We start from the raw sequence: 14,591 nt of genomic DNA, 5'->3' as shown, positions 1-14,591 counted from the left end.
ACTCCTCCTGTTGTGCTGCATGGTTGCCCGGCAATCCGCCCCTATTCTTATCCCTTTCGAGCGGATTGCGTTAAAAGCTGCTTGGTCGTGGTGTAGATGCGTGTTTCGTGGACCGCGAAGGCCCTTGCGGCCGCCTCGGAATCGCGCGCCTCAAGTCCCGCAAGAATGGCACGGTGATCGGCGATGCTCGTTGCGATGCTTGAAGGCTGGGCGACTGCTCGCCGCCGATGGTCGAGAAGGTAGGAATAGAGATCGGCGGCGATATCCGCCAGCGCGGCATTGCCGCCCGCCCGATAGATGGCCGTGTGAAATTCGCGATCGCAAATGAGGAAGCGAACGGGATCGTCGATCGCCGCTTCCTGCGCCTCGATCGATTTTTGCAGGGTCTCGAGCGTCGCGGCTTCAACCCGGACGGCCGCGGCCCGCGCCACCTGATCTTCGATCAGCAACCGCGCCTCATGCACGTCGTCAAGACTGTACCTGGAAATGTCGCGATAGCGGGCCGATTGGACCGCGAGTTCCCCGACTTCCGTCGAGGCCACCACTGTCCGCGTGCCTTGGGCGACGGAAAGGATGCCCTTTGTGGAAAGGATTAGGATCGCACCGCGCACCGTCTCGCGGCTTACCGACAAAGCGCGCGCAAGTTCACGCTCGCTTGGCAACGGGTCCCCCACGTCAAGAATGCCGGTCGCAATGAATGTCGCGATCTTCTGGACGACGAAGTCCTTCATCGAATGCTTCGGCACGCCGCCAAGCGCACTCCCGTCGTCGGTCAGAATCGCTCGTAGGTCCATCCGTCCTTACATCCGAAGAGGTCTAGTGGTCCGGTATATGTACCAGTAGGCCTGCTTCAGCTGTGCGTCAATAGCGAGACGCGGCCGTCAAATCTCGGCTGACAAGAGATATTGCTTTGGGAGCGGTGAGAACGTTCTCAGCCCGCATACTCTCCGGCACAGCTTCGCCACTCACCTGCTTGAGCAGGATGTCGACATCAGCGTCATCCAGGTGCTGCTCGGGCACAGCAAGCTCGAACGACAGCGTTCACCGGCGGAGCGGGAGTCTTCCTTCCATCGATTTCGGGCTGCTCTTGTTCTAACCCTAATACGGCCAATTTCCGGATAAATCGATATGAACGCCCGATACTCGTGATGGATAGGAGTGGCGGGACCATGCTAGCCACGAGGCAGACAGACCGCAGGCCTGTCGTGCTTCACTCCAGCTTAAGCGCTTCGGCTCATATCGAAGGTCGCTGCCGGATGGCGTGAGGGTTATCCGAAAGGGAGAGTTTCGATGTCTGGACACGGGTATGAGGGTGGGCGGCTCGATCTCCCCTTCGTTGGGCTTAGCACCTTCGGTAAACGGCCGATCTGCCTTGATTGGGACCAGATCGACGCGGATGTCGCCGTGCTGGGTGTGCCCTTCGACATGGGGACCCAGTACCGCTCCGGTGCACGTTTCGGCCCCCGCGCCATCCGCGAGGCCTCGACGCTGTTTTCCTTCGGTCATGCCGGCGCTTACGACCATGAGGACGACCAGATCTATCTGCCGCTCGACAAGGTGCGGATCGTCGATATAGGCGACGCAGATATCGTGCATACCGATACCGTGGCCAGCCACGCGAATACGGAAATGGCGGTCCGCAAGATTCTTGAACGCGGAGCGCTGCCCGTCGTTCTGGGCGGCGACCATGCCATCAACATTCCCTGCGTCAGGGCGTTCAGCGAACATGGCCCCATTCACATCGTGCAGATCGATGCGCATCTCGACTTTGTCGACGTGCGTCATGGCGTGCGCGAAGGACACGGCAATCCGATGCGCCGCGCGGCCGAACAGTCGCATGTCAGCGGCCTCAGCCAGATCGGCATCCGCAACGTCTCCTCGACCGCCCGCGACGGTTACGAGGATGCGCGCCAACGCGGCTCGACGATCCTTTCCGTCCGCCAGGCGCGCAAGCTCGGCGTCGAAGGTGTTCTGGCGACCATTCCGGAAGGCGTACGTTACTATGTGACGATCGACATCGACGGTTTCGATCCGTCGATTGCGCCGGGCACTGGCACGCCTAGCCATGGCGGCTTCCTGTATTATGAAGTAATGGAAATGCTCCGGGGCCTTGTGAAGCGCGGCGACGTCGTCGGCATCGACCTCGTCGAGGTGGCCCCGGCTTACGACCCTTCGGGCATCACCGGCTTTCTCGCAGCACAGGTACTCCTGAACTTTCTCGGCTATATCTTTGTCGAACACGGAGCGCGCGGACGCTGAACGAAAGGAATTCAACGATGTCAACGAACGCAAGTAACGGTCAGGTTCACGTCATTCCTGCCCGCAAGGGCGTGGCGACGCGCGTTGCCCAAGGCCAGGTGATCACCGTCATCAACACCCACGGCACCCAGGTGGTGGACACCTGGGCCTTCTGCGCCGACGATATCGCGGAATTCATGTCGATGGAGCACAGTCGTGGAGCCATGCTCAAGGTGAACCCGAAGAACGGCGACACGCTGTGCAGCAACAGGCGGCGTCCGATGCTGACCCTGATACAGGACACGTCGGGTGGCGTGCACGATACGCTGATCGCCGCCTGCGACCGCTATCGCTACCAGCAGTTGGGCCATGTCGGGCACCATGACAACTGCACCGACAATCTGGCGACGGCCCTCGGCGCGGTCGGGCTCACGCCACCCGAAACCCCTTCGCCGCTCAACCTGTTCATGAACATTCCCGTCGGCGAAGACGGTTCGGTCACCTTCGAGGCACCGGTGGCGGGACCGGGCTCCTATGTGTCGATGTGCGCGGAAATGGATTTGATCGTCGCGTTCTCAGCCTGCCCGCAGGACCTCATTCCGGTAAACGGTCAAGGCTGCGTTCCAACCGAAGCGCATTATCGGATCGACGCCAAGGCGCCGCGCCTTTAAAGCGCAGCCCTGCATCCAGACCATTGATCCCGAAAAAGCGGCTCCCGCTTTTCGGGATCAATGCATAAAGGAGTTTTTACATGCCGCGTACCTTGGGCATCTTGTTTTTTGCGTCGGCGGCTTGCCCTTTTCCGGCCGATTTTTCGGCACTCCCCACCCTTTTGCGCAGTTCCTGAAAAAAAATCCTCTGCGACAGCGACGCTTTCTTGTGCTTTGGCGCGATGATGACGAAGGGCGAGCGGATCTGCGCCTCGGGAATAAGCAGCGCCTTAAGCCGGTTGTTCTGTCTAAACGTGACGGTCATGTGATCCGGCAGATAGCCGACGAAGTGGCCGCTCAGGATATACATTGCCTGCGCCTCGATATTCGAAGCATAGGCGCCGACATGCGCGTTGGGGAAATGCTGCAATTCCGACTTGTTGGCATAAGGGCGCACCACCATCTGCGATGCTTCCACATCAGCCTTTGTCACCAGCTTGCGGGAAAACAGCGGGTGGCGCTCGCTGCAGTAGAGCGAGTTGATTTCATAATGGAACTCGGTCTGCGAATAGCCGGGCAGCAATTTGATGCGGGGGGAGATCGCGAAGTCGATCCCGCCCTTGGCGGTTTCCGCGATAAGCTGTTCAGGCGAGCCGATGGTGATGCGCAGATCGACTTCGCTGGCTTTCTTGATAAACTGATGAATGACGTCATCGAGGCCCAGGGCTGAATCGGTAACGGTGGCATCGACGATCCCGACGCGCAGCACACCCGTCGCCTTGGAGCGCAGTTCGCCCAGTTGCATCTCGAACGCCGACAGCGCTGAAGTCAGCGAATGGGAATATTCATAGACCGCGGTGCCCCTATCGGTCAGTTCGAAGCCGCGCCTGCCGCGTTGGCATAGCGAAAACCCCAGCCGTTCCTCCAACGCGTTGATTTGGAAACTGATCGTCGATTGGCTCATCGCCAAAGCAAGCTGTGCTCCGGTAAATCCGCCATGCTCGACCACCGAGCGGAAAACCCTGAGCGCACGAATGTCGGCAACCGACAGACGCATTCTGACACTCCTCCTTGAGCCTCTCAGACGGTGTTGGGTATCAGCCTTACATCGTCAACTTCGATGTATAGTCTATTCCTTCCATGTTTATCAAAGATTCAATCCTGCCATGCTGCCCTACCAGATGGTGCCGTGCCGTCATGCCACTGGGGAAGCAAACAATCGGGCCGGCATTGCAGCCGGCTGACGACCTGGAGGTTTAAGGCTCGTCACGCATGCGAGATTCCTGAGCGCGTACAGAAGCCTCGGACTCCAAATAATCCATAATAAACGGGAACATACGAAACTGGAGGAAGTTATGCGATCCGCTTTGAAACTGTGCACTTCGACGCTGTTGGCCGCGTCGCTCTCGCTCGCCGTGGCGAGCATTGCCACCGCCTCCGATCTTCTGGATCGGATCAAGGCAAAGGGGGAAATCACCATCGCGTCCGAGGCCCGCTACCCGCCGTTCGAATATGTCGAAAACGGCAAGATCGTAGGCTACGGAGTTGACCTCTTCGAAGAAGTCATGAAGGCGCTGCCGGACGTGAAGGTGAACCGGCTCGACCTGCCGTTCCAGGGCTTGCTGCCCGGTTTGCAGACGGAGAAGTTCGATGCCATCATAACCTCCGTCACCGTTAACAAACAGCGCTACGATACCTACAGGCTGTCTCTGCCAATCGCCGACGCGTCGTTCTCCTACGTCAAGCGCAAAGGCGACGCCGCCTTGAACACGCCCGAAGACCTGAGCGGCAAAAATGTCGGCACGCAGGCCGGCTCGGCACAGCTCAAGGGCACCGAGGCTTTTTCCGAGAATTTAAAGGCAAAAGGCCTGGCGCCGATCGCCAACATCCAGACCTATGTCGACTTCAATGAAGCCTATGCCGATCTCGCTGCCGGGCGCACGGATGCCGTCGTGAATTCCCTGCCCAATCTGCTCTACCTGCAGACGCAGCGCGGCGACGTCTTCGAAACCATCCGCACAACGTTCGGGGACCCGACCTATTTCAGCTGGGCCTTCCGCAAGGACGACGACAGCAAGGCGCTTGCCGACTTCATCGATGACCAGTTCCGCAAGCTTGCCGCCGATGGAACCATGGCCAAACTTCAGGAAAAGTGGTTCGGCTTCACCATGAAACTGCCGACGGACGCTCTGCCCAAACCCAAGAGCTGACGAGTCGGCGCCCAACGCCCGGATAAGGGCGAGGCTTTCCAGCCTCGCCTGCCTAAAAACGCACAGGCTGCAAGCCTGACCTCAAGTCCATAAGGTCTGACGACTTGGCAATGTTCGCCCTCATCCAGAACAACCTGCCCATCATGCTCTGGGGCGCGGGCATGACCATCCTGGTGTCGGGCGTCGCCATCATCCTCGGCATGCCGCTCGGCCTCGTCCTGTGCTTCGGCGTCACCTCGAAGAAGACGTGGCTGCGCTGCTTTTCGCGCATCTATCAAAGCGTGTGGCGCGGCACGCCCATCCTCGTGCAGTTGCTGATTATCTATTATCTGCTGCCGCTCATCGGCATCAATGTAGCGCCCATCCTCGCGGCCATCCTCGCGCTGACCCTGAACACGATCGCCTTCCAGGCCGAGATATTTCGCGGCGGACTTTTGGCCATTCCACCAGGGCAACTGGAGGCGGCGCGCATGGTAGGCATACGCAAATGGGCGGGGCGCCAGCATATACTCGTGCCCCAGATATTGCGCCTCGTCATCCCGTCGCTGGTCAATGAGACCATCAGCATCCTGAAAAACTCATCGCTGGTCTCCGTCATCGCGGTGACGGAACTGATGCGGGTAAGCCAGCAGATCGTCGCGACCACCTATCGCCCGTTCGAAATCTACATCACCGCCGCCGTCATCTATATCGTCATCAATTTCCTTCTGTCGCTGATCGGCCGCATGGCCGAGCAACGGCTGGCGCAGAGGGCCTGAGCCATGGCGCAATTCTTCGACCTATGGGTGCAATACGGACCGCTGATGCTGGCCGGCCTGGCGACGACGGCCTGGATCTGCGCACTTGCCACAGCCCTCGGACTGGCGATCGGCCTGTTGCTCGCCTGCCTCGAGAGCACGCCGTTCACGCCGCTGCGCTGGGCCGTTCGTGCCTATATCGAGATCATGCGCGGCCTGCCGATCCTGATCCTGCTGTTCGTGCTCTATTATGGCGGCCCGAGCATAGGCCTCCGGCTGAGTGCCGAAGCGGTGGGTGTTTTCGGCCTCGGCTTCTATGGTGCCGCCTATTTCGCCGAAATCTTCCGCTCCGGTTTCCAGTCGATCTCCAAAGGCCAGATCGAGGCGGCGCGCATGGCCGGGCTCTCAGGCACGCAGATCATCCGCCATATCAAGCTGCCGCAGATGCTGGTCATGATCACGCCACCGATGGTCAACCAGATCATCATCCTCGTCAAGGAATCCGCGGTGCTGTCCATCATCACCGTTGCCGAGCTGACCAAGAACACGACGCAATTCGTCAACGAGACCTACACGGTCATCGAACCTTATCTCGCCGCCGCCCTACTGTACTGGCTGCTGGTCGAGGCAGTCGCGCAGCTCGGCAAATATGTTGAGCGCCGGGTGCGGTTCTAGGCCGCTCAACCACCAATTTGGGAATAAACGATGGCCACTGAAACCACCGAGCCCGTCATCAAGATCCGGAATCTGACCAAGGATTTCGGCACATTCGCGGCCCTGTCCGGGATCTCGCTCGACATCAACCTCTCCGAGGTCGTCTGCATCATCGGACCCTCGGGGTCGGGCAAGAGCACGTTGCTGCGTTGCGCGAGCTTCCTCGAGGAATATACGAGCGGCGAGATCGAGATCGAGGGCCGGTTGCTCGGCTACAAGCGCGGTGCCGAAGGACTGGTACGAGAAAGCGACCAGAACATCGATTCCGTGCGCCGCAACGTCGGCATGGTGTTCCAGCACTTCAACCTATGGCCGCATATGACAGTGCTGGATAACGTGACGCTGGGATTGCGTCTTTCCAAGCGCGCTCCCGCCGCCAAGGCGAAGGAAAGCGGGCGCCGTGCGCTGGCCAAGGTCGGCCTCGCGGATTTCGCCGAGCGCTACCCCTCGCAGCTTTCCGGCGGCCAGCAGCAGCGCGTCGGCATCGCCCGGGCGGTCGCGATGGAGCCGCATGTGATCCTGTTCGACGAACCGACCTCGGCGCTCGATCCCCAGCTCGTTGGCGAGGTTCTCGACACCATGAAGCAACTGGCCGTCGAGGGCATTACCATGGTGGTGGTGACGCACGAGATGGGCTTTGCCGCCCAGGTCGCCGACCGTGTCGTCTTCATGGACCGCGGCAAGGTGATCGAACAGGGCCCGCCCGCCAAACTCTTCAACGATCCGCAAAGCCCGCGCTTGCGTGAATTCCTCGACACTTGGAGACAGCGCAACATGCTGTTCCAGAGCGAGCCCACCGCCGGCCAGTAGGGCAGCGGCACAATCGACACGACAAGACGGAGGACCGTACCATGAGCGAAGGTTTGAGCCCGGCAGGTGTTCCCCGCATGTATGGCGACGTGCCACCCTTCATGGCATTTCCCTATGTGCGCGATCTGGCAGGTCTTTCCGCCGACGCTGTGGTGGTGGGCATGCCCTATGACGGCATCGCCACCTTTCGCGGCGGCGCGACCCGCCGCGCCCCGCAGGAAATCCGCAAATACTCGCTTCTTTACGGCAGCTACAGCTTCGACTGGGACCTCGACATGCTGGCCCATATCACCGTCGCCGATGCCGGCGACATCGATGTAGTGCCGGGCGACAATGCCGCCAGCTACGCCCGCCTCGAAGCGCGGCTTGCCGCGGTGCTGGTCAACGGGGCGGTGCCGCTGACCATCGGCGGCGATCACGGCATCAGCTATCCGGCGGTACGCGCGGTCTCCGACGCCGGCGACACCCCGGTCGGGCTCATCGTCTTCGACACCCATCTCGATCTCAGCGAATCCTTCGGTGGCGACCGCCTCACCCGCGCCTCGCCCCTGCTGCGCATTGCCGAACTCGACAAGGTGGCCCCCCGCCGCATCGTTGTCATCGGCGCGCGCGGCCCCCGCAACCTGCTCGAATGGACCCCGCTCTACCGCAAGCTCGGCATCACCGTGTTTTCCATGGAGGAAGTCGAGCGCCTCGGCATCGAAACGGTTGCCGAACGCGCACGCGCCATCGCCAGCGCCGACGGCGCGCGCCTCTATATCAGCCTCGACATCGACGGCGTCGATCCAGCCTTTGCCCCTGCAACCAACAGCCCCGAACCAGGCGGCCTTACCTCGCGCGAGATCATTCGCGGCGTAAGAATAGTGGCCCGCGACGGCTTTGCTGGGTTCGACCTCGTGGAGGTATCGCCGGACTTCGATGCTTCCAGCGGCACCACCAGCGTCCTGGCCGGCCGGCTGCTGGCCGAGGCCCTGTTCTGCCTCGCGGCCAAGCGCGCCGGCAAGCAGAACGCCTGGCGCGACGCCCACAGGTCCGACTTCCAACAGAAATAGCACCACCTTCGGAGTGCGCCTCGCGGTCAAGCGACCCGATGCGCCAACAGGACACAAGATCATGAGCATTACAAATTTCCAGCCACTCGATTCCGGCAGCGTTCCGCGTTTTGCCGGCCCTTCAACCTTCATGCGCCTGCCCATGGCTACCCCCGAGCAGGTCGACATCGCGCTGATCGGCGTCCCCTTCGACGGCGGCACCACCAACCGGCCGGGCGCGCGCCATGGACCGCGCGAAATCCGCAACCAATCCAGCCTGGTGCGGCGCGTCCACCATGTCACGGGCGTCTCGCCTTTCGAACAGGTGCGTGCCGGCGACTGCGGCGACGTGATTGTAAACCCGCTCGACCTGCCCGGCTCGCTGGACACGATCAGCGCCTTCTTCGAAAACGTCCACCACTCCGGCGCCCGGTCTCTAGTCGTCGGCGGCGATCATCTGATCACGCTGCCCATCCTGCGCGGCATCGCCAAGGAACCGGCCGGCCTCATTCACTTCGATGCCCATTCCGACACCTATGACGAGTTCTTCGGCAACCGCTATAATCACGGCACCCCGTTCCGCCGCGCCGTCGAGGAAGGCCTGCTCGATCCCAAGCGCATGGTCCAGATCGGCATCCGAGGAGCGATCTCCGATGTGGAAAACTACGATTTCGCCCGCGAGGCCGGCATCCGGATCATCTTCATCGAGGAATTCATGGAGCGCGGCGTGGACACGGTGATGGCCGAGGCGCGCTCGATCGTCGGCGACGCGCCGACCTACGTCTCGTTCGACATCGACGCGCTCGATCCGTCTTTTGCCCCCGGCACCGGCACCCCTGAGATCGGCGGCATAACGACGCGCGAGGCCCAGAAGATGATCCGAGCGCTGGCCGGCGTCGACATCATCGGCGCCGATCTGGTCGAAGTCTCGCCGCCGCTCGATCCTTCGGGCGTCACCGCGCTAACCGGTGCCACCCTCCTGTTCGAGCTTCTCTGCGTCATGACGATGCAAATACCGGCTAAATGAGACCCATGTGTGGAGTGCGCCCCTCGGACCGGACAGGATGAACAAGCAGAATTGACTTGGAAGCCGGGCTTTCGAAGGATGGAAGCCCATGGTGACTTATCGCACGCACAGCATCGAGTTCAAACGTCAGGTAGTGCAGGAGTTCCTGTCCGGCGAGACGCTGCATGGTCTCGCCAAGCGGCACGAACTGCCGCGTAACCTGATCCGCATCTGGGTTCAGAAATACGAGGCCGGCTCCTTCGACGAAGACGTGGTGGCGGCCGACACGATGCAGACCTATGAGGCGCGGATTGCAGCGCTGGAGCGGCTGGTAGGCCGGCAAGCCTTGGAAATTGAGTTTCTAAAGGGGGCTCTGAAAAGCGCACCACGTCCGAGAAGCGGGACTACATCCGGATCAAAATTCCTCCCGCCTCCAACGCCCCTGCTACCGATTGAGCCCCGGAGGCGGGGCAAGGAAGCCATAGTTGCGTCGGGAACAAGCGGCGACACCGATCCGCCGATCTCGAATTCCCATCCGAAGAGTTCCGCGTAAAGCGGCGCAGGTTCGCAGGATCACGCCCTATTATTTCAAAGTGGATGATTGGCCTGGCTATGAGGTCCAACCCTTTAGACGGTTCGCAAAACAGTCGCAGCCCGAGCGGCAGCGGCTGCTGGCTCGGCAGGTGAAACACCTGCCAGGTCGCCCGCATCTGGCCACAATCGTTCTGTGCGACAACACCGCGGGACCGGCAGATCGGGGCGACGATGCGGAGAAGGCAACGGTTCACCGACAAAAAAGGCACGAGAGAAAAGAGCGCACCTCGGATGTTGCGCGCGAGTCGATCGAGGTCGAGCGGGCGGCACGGGATGCGAAGACAGCTCGGCTCCGAGAGCAAGGGCTGATGACTGAGATTCGCAAGCTCAGCACCTAAGAAGGTGCAGCCCCGATAGCTGCTTAAGGGAGGCAGCGATGCTCGATACCCATACAGACATTGCGCGGGCGGCTATTGAAGCCACCTTCCTGCCACGTCGCGCCGCATTTCCGCGCGATATTGATCACTCCCGACGCGTGCTCGCGGCATCACGCGAGCTTCTGAAACGCCTGCGCCAAAGCCATGGCGATGACACCTCCCGAGCTTGGGAGGATGCAGACCCGGTTCCCTTCGCTATCTCAGCGTTCGATGCCGATGTTCTCCGGGCAGTGTTCAAAGATTTGGTGTTGGGAACATACGCGCCCAAATGTCGATGGCGCGATCTGGCTAAGACCCTGGTAATCGAATACGCCGGGTGCGATCAGGTCGAAGTTGGCTTGCTGGATTGGATCACCAGGAAGTAAGTACCTTGTGCCAAGTCGAGTTGAGCGCGTGTTCTAGAGATCCACCAGGCGCGCCACGAGGGGGTTGCGACGTCTCGACTTCAGGAGTTTATCTCAACTGTCCGAATGGCGATTTGACATACCCAACCCGCCGCCAGCTATGGCGGAGGTCGGGTTCGTTCTAGGTCTCAGTCGTAGACTTTGACGATCTTGCGGGTGCCCGGGTCCACCAAAACCGTGCGGTTGTCGATCACCACATACCGGTATTTGACATTGGGGACCTCATGGAGCTCGACCGTGTCCGGCAGAGCCGTGCCGACATTCAGCTCAAGTCCGAGAAGGTTCACGGAAGCCAGCGGTTGCTTCTTCACGTATTTGCGCACGACGGTGTCCTGTTCCGGTGTGATGACAACATCCTGTGCCGCAACTGCGCCGACGCCGGCCAAAAGCAATAGCGCGGCAGCGGTGCTGGTAAGGTGTATCCTCATGGTTTTTCTCCTGTTGTTCCGGCGACAGCACAAGTCTTCTGTGCGCCAGGCAACTGAACACGTCGGCAGGCCGAACGTTCCTCGATCAGGCTTCAGTCGGAATCCTGACCAGACCAAAGGCCGATCACAAAACGCAATGGTCTTATCTCTTGAGACCAGGCGGAACGGCTTAGGGCTAGGCTAGTTGCTTCTCCAGACTCGGAGAAAGCAGATGGATAAAAGCATTGGCCAAGCGCGTTGGTTGCTCGCGCCAACTTTCGCCGCAGCCGTCACATTTTTGGTGATCGGCATATTCCTTGGCTGACATGTCGTGGATCGGCACAGCTACGTCCCTTCCTGTGCTGATAGGGCCCGCAAGCCGCTTCGGTGGCTGGCGGGCCCTCTATTTCCAGTATGTTTGGTGAGCAAAAGACAATGACATCGATCCAGAGAACCAATGAGAGTGGCAACGCAAACCAACCGGCAAATGACAACGATGATCATGCGCCTGCGCTACTGGACGCTGTTTCTTTGACGAACGAGGAAAACATTGCCGACCTTGTCAGGCGAACCGAGCGCGTGGCGATTTTGGTAGTGTTGGGAATGGGGGGCTGGTTGATGTTAGTCCCCGCTATCTACCTTGTACTGAGCCACCGAATATGAATGAATAATTACGCCAGCATATGATCGCCCGTCTCGGGGGCCGGGGTCGGACAGTTTCATCATCCGCGCAGCTTTTCGCCTCGAATTCCAGCGTGGCGCTCGTTACCGTGACGCTTGATCATCTTGTTGGGCTGCAGCACCTGATCTGGAACTCGAGCGCGGCCCATTGCTGACCGGCTCGCTAAAACACACCACCAATGCCTATGCCGCCACTGATGTCCGGTGGGGGAGGCGCGGGACGTCTCGGGGCGGCCTGCGAGCGTTTCGCAGTCGTCCGTACGGAGCCGTTTCGTGAAGGGGCGGCGTCCGACGCTATCTTAGCCGGCTTGGCCTTCACGATGACCGGCTGCTTGCAGATTCTGCCTGAGCGCAAAAAGAGATCGCCCAGCAGTCCGACGCTCGGCTCCGTCGTCGCCGCGACTTGCTTGGTATTCTTGTAGTAGTCGGTGAGAGCACGGATTGAACCCGTGCCCCAATCTCCATCAATCTGCATCCGGTAGCAACCCAAGCGACGAAGTTCGGTCTGAACGTTGCGCGCAAGATCGGCTGTCTTGTCTTTGTCCGCCTCGCCCATGGATGCGCCGACAATGAGCGTTTCGAGACCGGAGACGACGCTTTGGCGAGCGTCCTCAACCCTTTCGGTCGGAGACAGATTGGCGACCTGTGTGCCAACCGGCTCCGGTGAACTGGCGGACGGTGCCGGAATCTCGACCGACCGCAACGTCTGTCCGACGATTAGCACGGCGGTCTGCAGGTCATTGGAGGCAAGCTCGACTTGCAATCTCTTCTTTGCCGCGGGGTCCGCAAGGATGCGTGAAAGGCTTGCGCTCAACTGTCCCGGATCGAGTACCTGTTGCTCCGTGAAATAGAACTGCTCACGCAGGTTCGATTGATCCCACGGCACTTGACGGCCAACCGTCAACGCTTCGGTTTCGTTGCGGACGCGGATCATCATATCCGAAATGCTGAGCCCGGGGATCTCGAGATTCTTCAGCAGCGCAATGGTGAACGGGCTGTTTTCGCCGCCGCCATCGGCCGTGACATTGCCTGGCTGGGTGGCAAAGGCAACGAACGTGTTTTCACCGACTTCAACTTGCGCCAGACCATTGCCGGCACCGGCACCGAGCGGATTGTTGCGGCACGCGTCCAGGAATATGAACGTCTGGCGGTCGCGGCGCGCGAACCGCGCGATCACATCATTCAGCTTGATGGCCGTGGCGGTGAGTTTTTCCAGGCTTTCAGGATCGGGCGTATCGACCGGGAGCAGGTAGTTTTCGCCGTTCAACTGCACGCCATGACCGGCGTAGATAATCAAAACTGCGCTGACGGTAGGCAGCCTTGCATCAGCTTCTCGAAAGATTCTGGAAAAATCTTGGGTCGAAAGATCGGTGCCCGTCAGGACCTCAAAATTTAGCCGCTTCAAGCTCTCTGAGAGCTTTGCGGCATCATTTGCGGCATTGGGGAGATGCTCAAGTCGGCTGCTTTGATAGTTCGAATTCCCGATGACGATCGCTAGCCGGTTGCGTGGCTGCGGCGCCGCGGTCGGCTCGACCGCGGCGCGAGCACCAGCTGAGCCAAGAAGCAGAAAAATGAGAAACAGTGGGACACGAAACAGAAGTCTGTTGCAGTGGGTCATATCAGCATGCTCGCTCCGGCCTGCCTCAATCTTGGTCCAGCAACTTCCCAACGCACCACGACGCAACCGCAATCAGCCTGAGCGCCTGCCCTCATACCGGCGAAGGTCACCAAAATTTATACCAAGAATCCTGTCAAAGATAGGGAAAAGGGATTTGTATGCGATCAGTCATTGGACTGTGGAGGACAAGATGCCGACCAAGATCAATCTTGCGCTGCCGGTTTATGGAGCCGCCTACAAAAGCGTGTTCGTTCGCAGCCTGTTCGCGGCCTTAACTCATAAGAGCCTGTCCAACTACGCCTTCACGTTGTCGGAAATCGAGTACACGGATATTCCATTTTCGCGGAACTATCTGCTCACGAATTTCTACTACAATAAACCGGATTGCAGCCACATTCTGATGATCGACAGTGACATGGGCTTTTCACCTGATCTTATCGCGGCGATGCTGGCGCTGGACAAGCAAGTCGTCGGCACCCTGTATCCGCGGCGCCGGATCGATCTGCGCAAACTCCACTCCCTCTCGACACTGCCCTTCGACAAAGCCTTTGCGCAAAGCCTGGAGTTCATCGGAACCGTCGTCGAACCTCGGCAAGAGCAAGAAGGCTTTGTCCGGGTAACGTCATGCGGCACGGGCATCTTTCTGGTCTCCCGCGACTGCGTGACGGCCATAATCGAGAAGTTACCCGAGACGGTGGACCGGTCTCGTTACAGAAAGAGCAAGTACACCGCTCAGTTCGAGAATTTCCTGACGCCATTTGCGAAGATTGTGACGCCGGAACTGGACCTCCCTACCGATTTCTCGTTCTGTCACCGCTGGGTTGAGCAGTGTGGTGGCGAAATATGGGCAAGCTACCATCGCAAGATTGCACATGCGGGAGATCTGACTGTTTCGGCGGCCTATTCTGATCTTTAAAGATGCCTTTGAAGTTTGGCCACTGCTTTTGACAGGCTCATTTAAGTTTACGATAGTGTCCTTGTCGCCACAGATAGCCTTATAGTCTCCTGAGAACGAGCGCCAAACCATTGCCGCCCAGCAACGCGACGCGTACAGTGCCGGTTAAGCAGTCAACGATCCCATGAGATGGATCGTTGATCTATTTAATTGCCTTGA

General features: G+C 59.7%; 15 protein-coding genes and 1 pseudogene. 12 read left to right on the top strand and 4 right to left on the bottom strand.

Translation table 11 applies throughout. The features are described from left to right. Positions 1-47: 47 nt before the first annotated feature. Entirely contained in the window at positions 48-794 is a 747-nt protein-coding gene (locus FJ426_RS14460; protein WP_140560429.1) for an FCD domain-containing protein, read from the bottom strand. A gap of 97 nt (positions 795-891) precedes the next feature. On the opposite strand from FJ426_RS14460, the pseudogene FJ426_RS31820 reads away from it, so the two are divergent. The 3 genes and pseudogenes from FJ426_RS31820 to FJ426_RS14445 form a co-directional block, all read left to right on the top strand. Beyond that, positions 892-1,029: pseudogene (locus tag FJ426_RS31820) on the top strand (tyrosine-type recombinase/integrase); the annotation flags it as partial. Between the two features lie 261 nt (positions 1,030-1,290). After that, a complete protein-coding gene (gene speB, locus FJ426_RS14450) occupies positions 1,291-2,259 on the top strand; it encodes an agmatinase (RefSeq protein WP_140560430.1) in 969 nt (322 codons plus the stop codon). Positions 2,260-2,276: 17 nt separating this feature from the next. Next, the gene (locus tag FJ426_RS14445) at positions 2,277-2,909 is read left to right on the top strand and encodes an urea carboxylase-associated family protein (RefSeq protein ID WP_140560431.1); all 633 of its coding nucleotides are present in this window, start codon (positions 2,277-2,279) and stop codon (positions 2,907-2,909) included. Positions 2,910-2,985: 76 nt separating this feature from the next. Here the strand turns inward: FJ426_RS14445 and FJ426_RS14440 are convergent, their stop codons facing one another. Beyond that, positions 2,986-3,945 (bottom strand): LysR family transcriptional regulator, encoded by a 960-nt coding sequence (locus FJ426_RS14440; protein WP_140498323.1) that lies wholly within the window; start codon positions 3,943-3,945, stop codon positions 2,986-2,988. A gap of 298 nt (positions 3,946-4,243) precedes the next feature. Between FJ426_RS14440 and FJ426_RS14435 the strand changes: the two genes are divergently transcribed. From FJ426_RS14435 to FJ426_RS14400, 8 genes are all read left to right on the top strand, one after another. Then, positions 4,244-5,098 (top strand): transporter substrate-binding domain-containing protein, encoded by an 855-nt coding sequence (locus tag FJ426_RS14435; RefSeq protein WP_140515082.1) that lies wholly within the window; start codon positions 4,244-4,246, stop codon positions 5,096-5,098. A 110-nt stretch (positions 5,099-5,208) separates the two neighbouring features. Further along, positions 5,209-5,856 carry an amino acid ABC transporter permease gene (locus FJ426_RS14430; protein ID WP_140560432.1) on the top strand — a complete coding sequence of 216 codons (648 nt, stop codon included), beginning with the start codon at positions 5,209-5,211 and terminating at the stop codon, positions 5,854-5,856. 3 nt (positions 5,857-5,859) lie between these two features. Beyond that, positions 5,860-6,510 carry an amino acid ABC transporter permease gene (locus FJ426_RS14425; RefSeq protein ID WP_140825237.1) on the top strand — a complete coding sequence of 217 codons (651 nt, stop codon included), beginning with the start codon at positions 5,860-5,862 and terminating at the stop codon, positions 6,508-6,510. A 30-nt stretch (positions 6,511-6,540) separates the two neighbouring features. Next, positions 6,541-7,359 carry an amino acid ABC transporter ATP-binding protein gene (locus FJ426_RS14420; protein ID WP_140498319.1) on the top strand — a complete coding sequence of 273 codons (819 nt, stop codon included), beginning with the start codon at positions 6,541-6,543 and terminating at the stop codon, positions 7,357-7,359. Between the two features lie 41 nt (positions 7,360-7,400). Next, positions 7,401-8,411: an agmatinase family protein gene (locus tag FJ426_RS14415; protein WP_140560434.1), complete on the top strand. Its 1,011-nt coding sequence runs from the start codon at positions 7,401-7,403 to the stop codon at positions 8,409-8,411. 61 nt (positions 8,412-8,472) lie between these two features. Continuing rightward, positions 8,473-9,417, top strand: a complete 945-nt coding sequence (gene speB, locus FJ426_RS14410) for an agmatinase (RefSeq protein ID WP_140515084.1) — start codon at positions 8,473-8,475, stop codon at positions 9,415-9,417. A gap of 88 nt (positions 9,418-9,505) precedes the next feature. Next, positions 9,506-9,949 carry a transposase gene (locus FJ426_RS14405; RefSeq protein ID WP_246675543.1) on the top strand — a complete coding sequence of 148 codons (444 nt, stop codon included), beginning with the start codon at positions 9,506-9,508 and terminating at the stop codon, positions 9,947-9,949. Between the two features lie 417 nt (positions 9,950-10,366). After that, the gene (locus tag FJ426_RS14400; RefSeq protein ID WP_140547465.1) at positions 10,367-10,732 is read left to right on the top strand and encodes a hypothetical protein; all 366 of its coding nucleotides are present in this window, start codon (positions 10,367-10,369) and stop codon (positions 10,730-10,732) included. 167 nt (positions 10,733-10,899) lie between these two features. Here FJ426_RS14400 and FJ426_RS14395 read toward each other — a convergent pair whose 3' ends face one another. Together FJ426_RS14395 and FJ426_RS14385 are read right to left on the bottom strand one after the other, a co-directional pair. Beyond that, positions 10,900-11,199, bottom strand: coding sequence for a DUF1236 domain-containing protein (locus FJ426_RS14395; RefSeq protein WP_140498315.1), 300 nt, complete (start codon positions 11,197-11,199; stop codon positions 10,900-10,902). Between the two features lie 823 nt (positions 11,200-12,022). Further along, positions 12,023-13,477 (bottom strand): caspase family protein, encoded by a 1,455-nt coding sequence (locus tag FJ426_RS14385; RefSeq protein WP_140557334.1) that lies wholly within the window; start codon positions 13,475-13,477, stop codon positions 12,023-12,025. 190 nt (positions 13,478-13,667) lie between these two features. Between FJ426_RS14385 and FJ426_RS14380 the strand changes: the two genes are divergently transcribed. Beyond that, positions 13,668-14,393 (top strand): hypothetical protein, encoded by a 726-nt coding sequence (locus FJ426_RS14380; protein WP_140498312.1) that lies wholly within the window; start codon positions 13,668-13,670, stop codon positions 14,391-14,393. Positions 14,394-14,591 lie beyond the last annotated feature (198 nt).

Origin of the sequence: Mesorhizobium sp. B2-6-4, from assembly GCF_006441495.1 — a bacterium.
Classification (GTDB): Bacteria; Pseudomonadota; Alphaproteobacteria; order Rhizobiales; family Rhizobiaceae; genus Mesorhizobium.
This window is presented reverse-complemented; position numbering and strand designations above follow the sequence as displayed.

Coding starts and splice junctions, on each gene's coding strand:
- FJ426_RS14460 (WP_140560429.1), bottom strand. CDS start 794: ATGGACCTACGAGCGATTCTGACCGACGACGGGAGTGCGCTTGGCGGC.
- speB (WP_140560430.1), top strand. CDS start 1,291: ATGTCTGGACACGGGTATGAGGGTGGGCGGCTCGATCTCCCCTTCGTT.
- FJ426_RS14445 (WP_140560431.1), top strand. CDS start 2,277: ATGTCAACGAACGCAAGTAACGGTCAGGTTCACGTCATTCCTGCCCGC.
- FJ426_RS14440 (WP_140498323.1), bottom strand. CDS start 3,945: ATGCGTCTGTCGGTTGCCGACATTCGTGCGCTCAGGGTTTTCCGCTCG.
- FJ426_RS14435 (WP_140515082.1), top strand. CDS start 4,244: ATGCGATCCGCTTTGAAACTGTGCACTTCGACGCTGTTGGCCGCGTCG.
- FJ426_RS14430 (WP_140560432.1), top strand. CDS start 5,209: ATGTTCGCCCTCATCCAGAACAACCTGCCCATCATGCTCTGGGGCGCG.
- FJ426_RS14425 (WP_140825237.1), top strand. CDS start 5,860: ATGGCGCAATTCTTCGACCTATGGGTGCAATACGGACCGCTGATGCTG.
- FJ426_RS14420 (WP_140498319.1), top strand. CDS start 6,541: ATGGCCACTGAAACCACCGAGCCCGTCATCAAGATCCGGAATCTGACC.
- FJ426_RS14415 (WP_140560434.1), top strand. CDS start 7,401: ATGAGCGAAGGTTTGAGCCCGGCAGGTGTTCCCCGCATGTATGGCGAC.
- speB (WP_140515084.1), top strand. CDS start 8,473: ATGAGCATTACAAATTTCCAGCCACTCGATTCCGGCAGCGTTCCGCGT.
- FJ426_RS14405 (WP_246675543.1), top strand. CDS start 9,506: ATGGTGACTTATCGCACGCACAGCATCGAGTTCAAACGTCAGGTAGTG.
- FJ426_RS14400 (WP_140547465.1), top strand. CDS start 10,367: ATGCTCGATACCCATACAGACATTGCGCGGGCGGCTATTGAAGCCACC.
- FJ426_RS14395 (WP_140498315.1), bottom strand. CDS start 11,199: ATGAGGATACACCTTACCAGCACCGCTGCCGCGCTATTGCTTTTGGCC.
- FJ426_RS14385 (WP_140557334.1), bottom strand. CDS start 13,477: ATGACCCACTGCAACAGACTTCTGTTTCGTGTCCCACTGTTTCTCATT.
- FJ426_RS14380 (WP_140498312.1), top strand. CDS start 13,668: ATGCCGACCAAGATCAATCTTGCGCTGCCGGTTTATGGAGCCGCCTAC.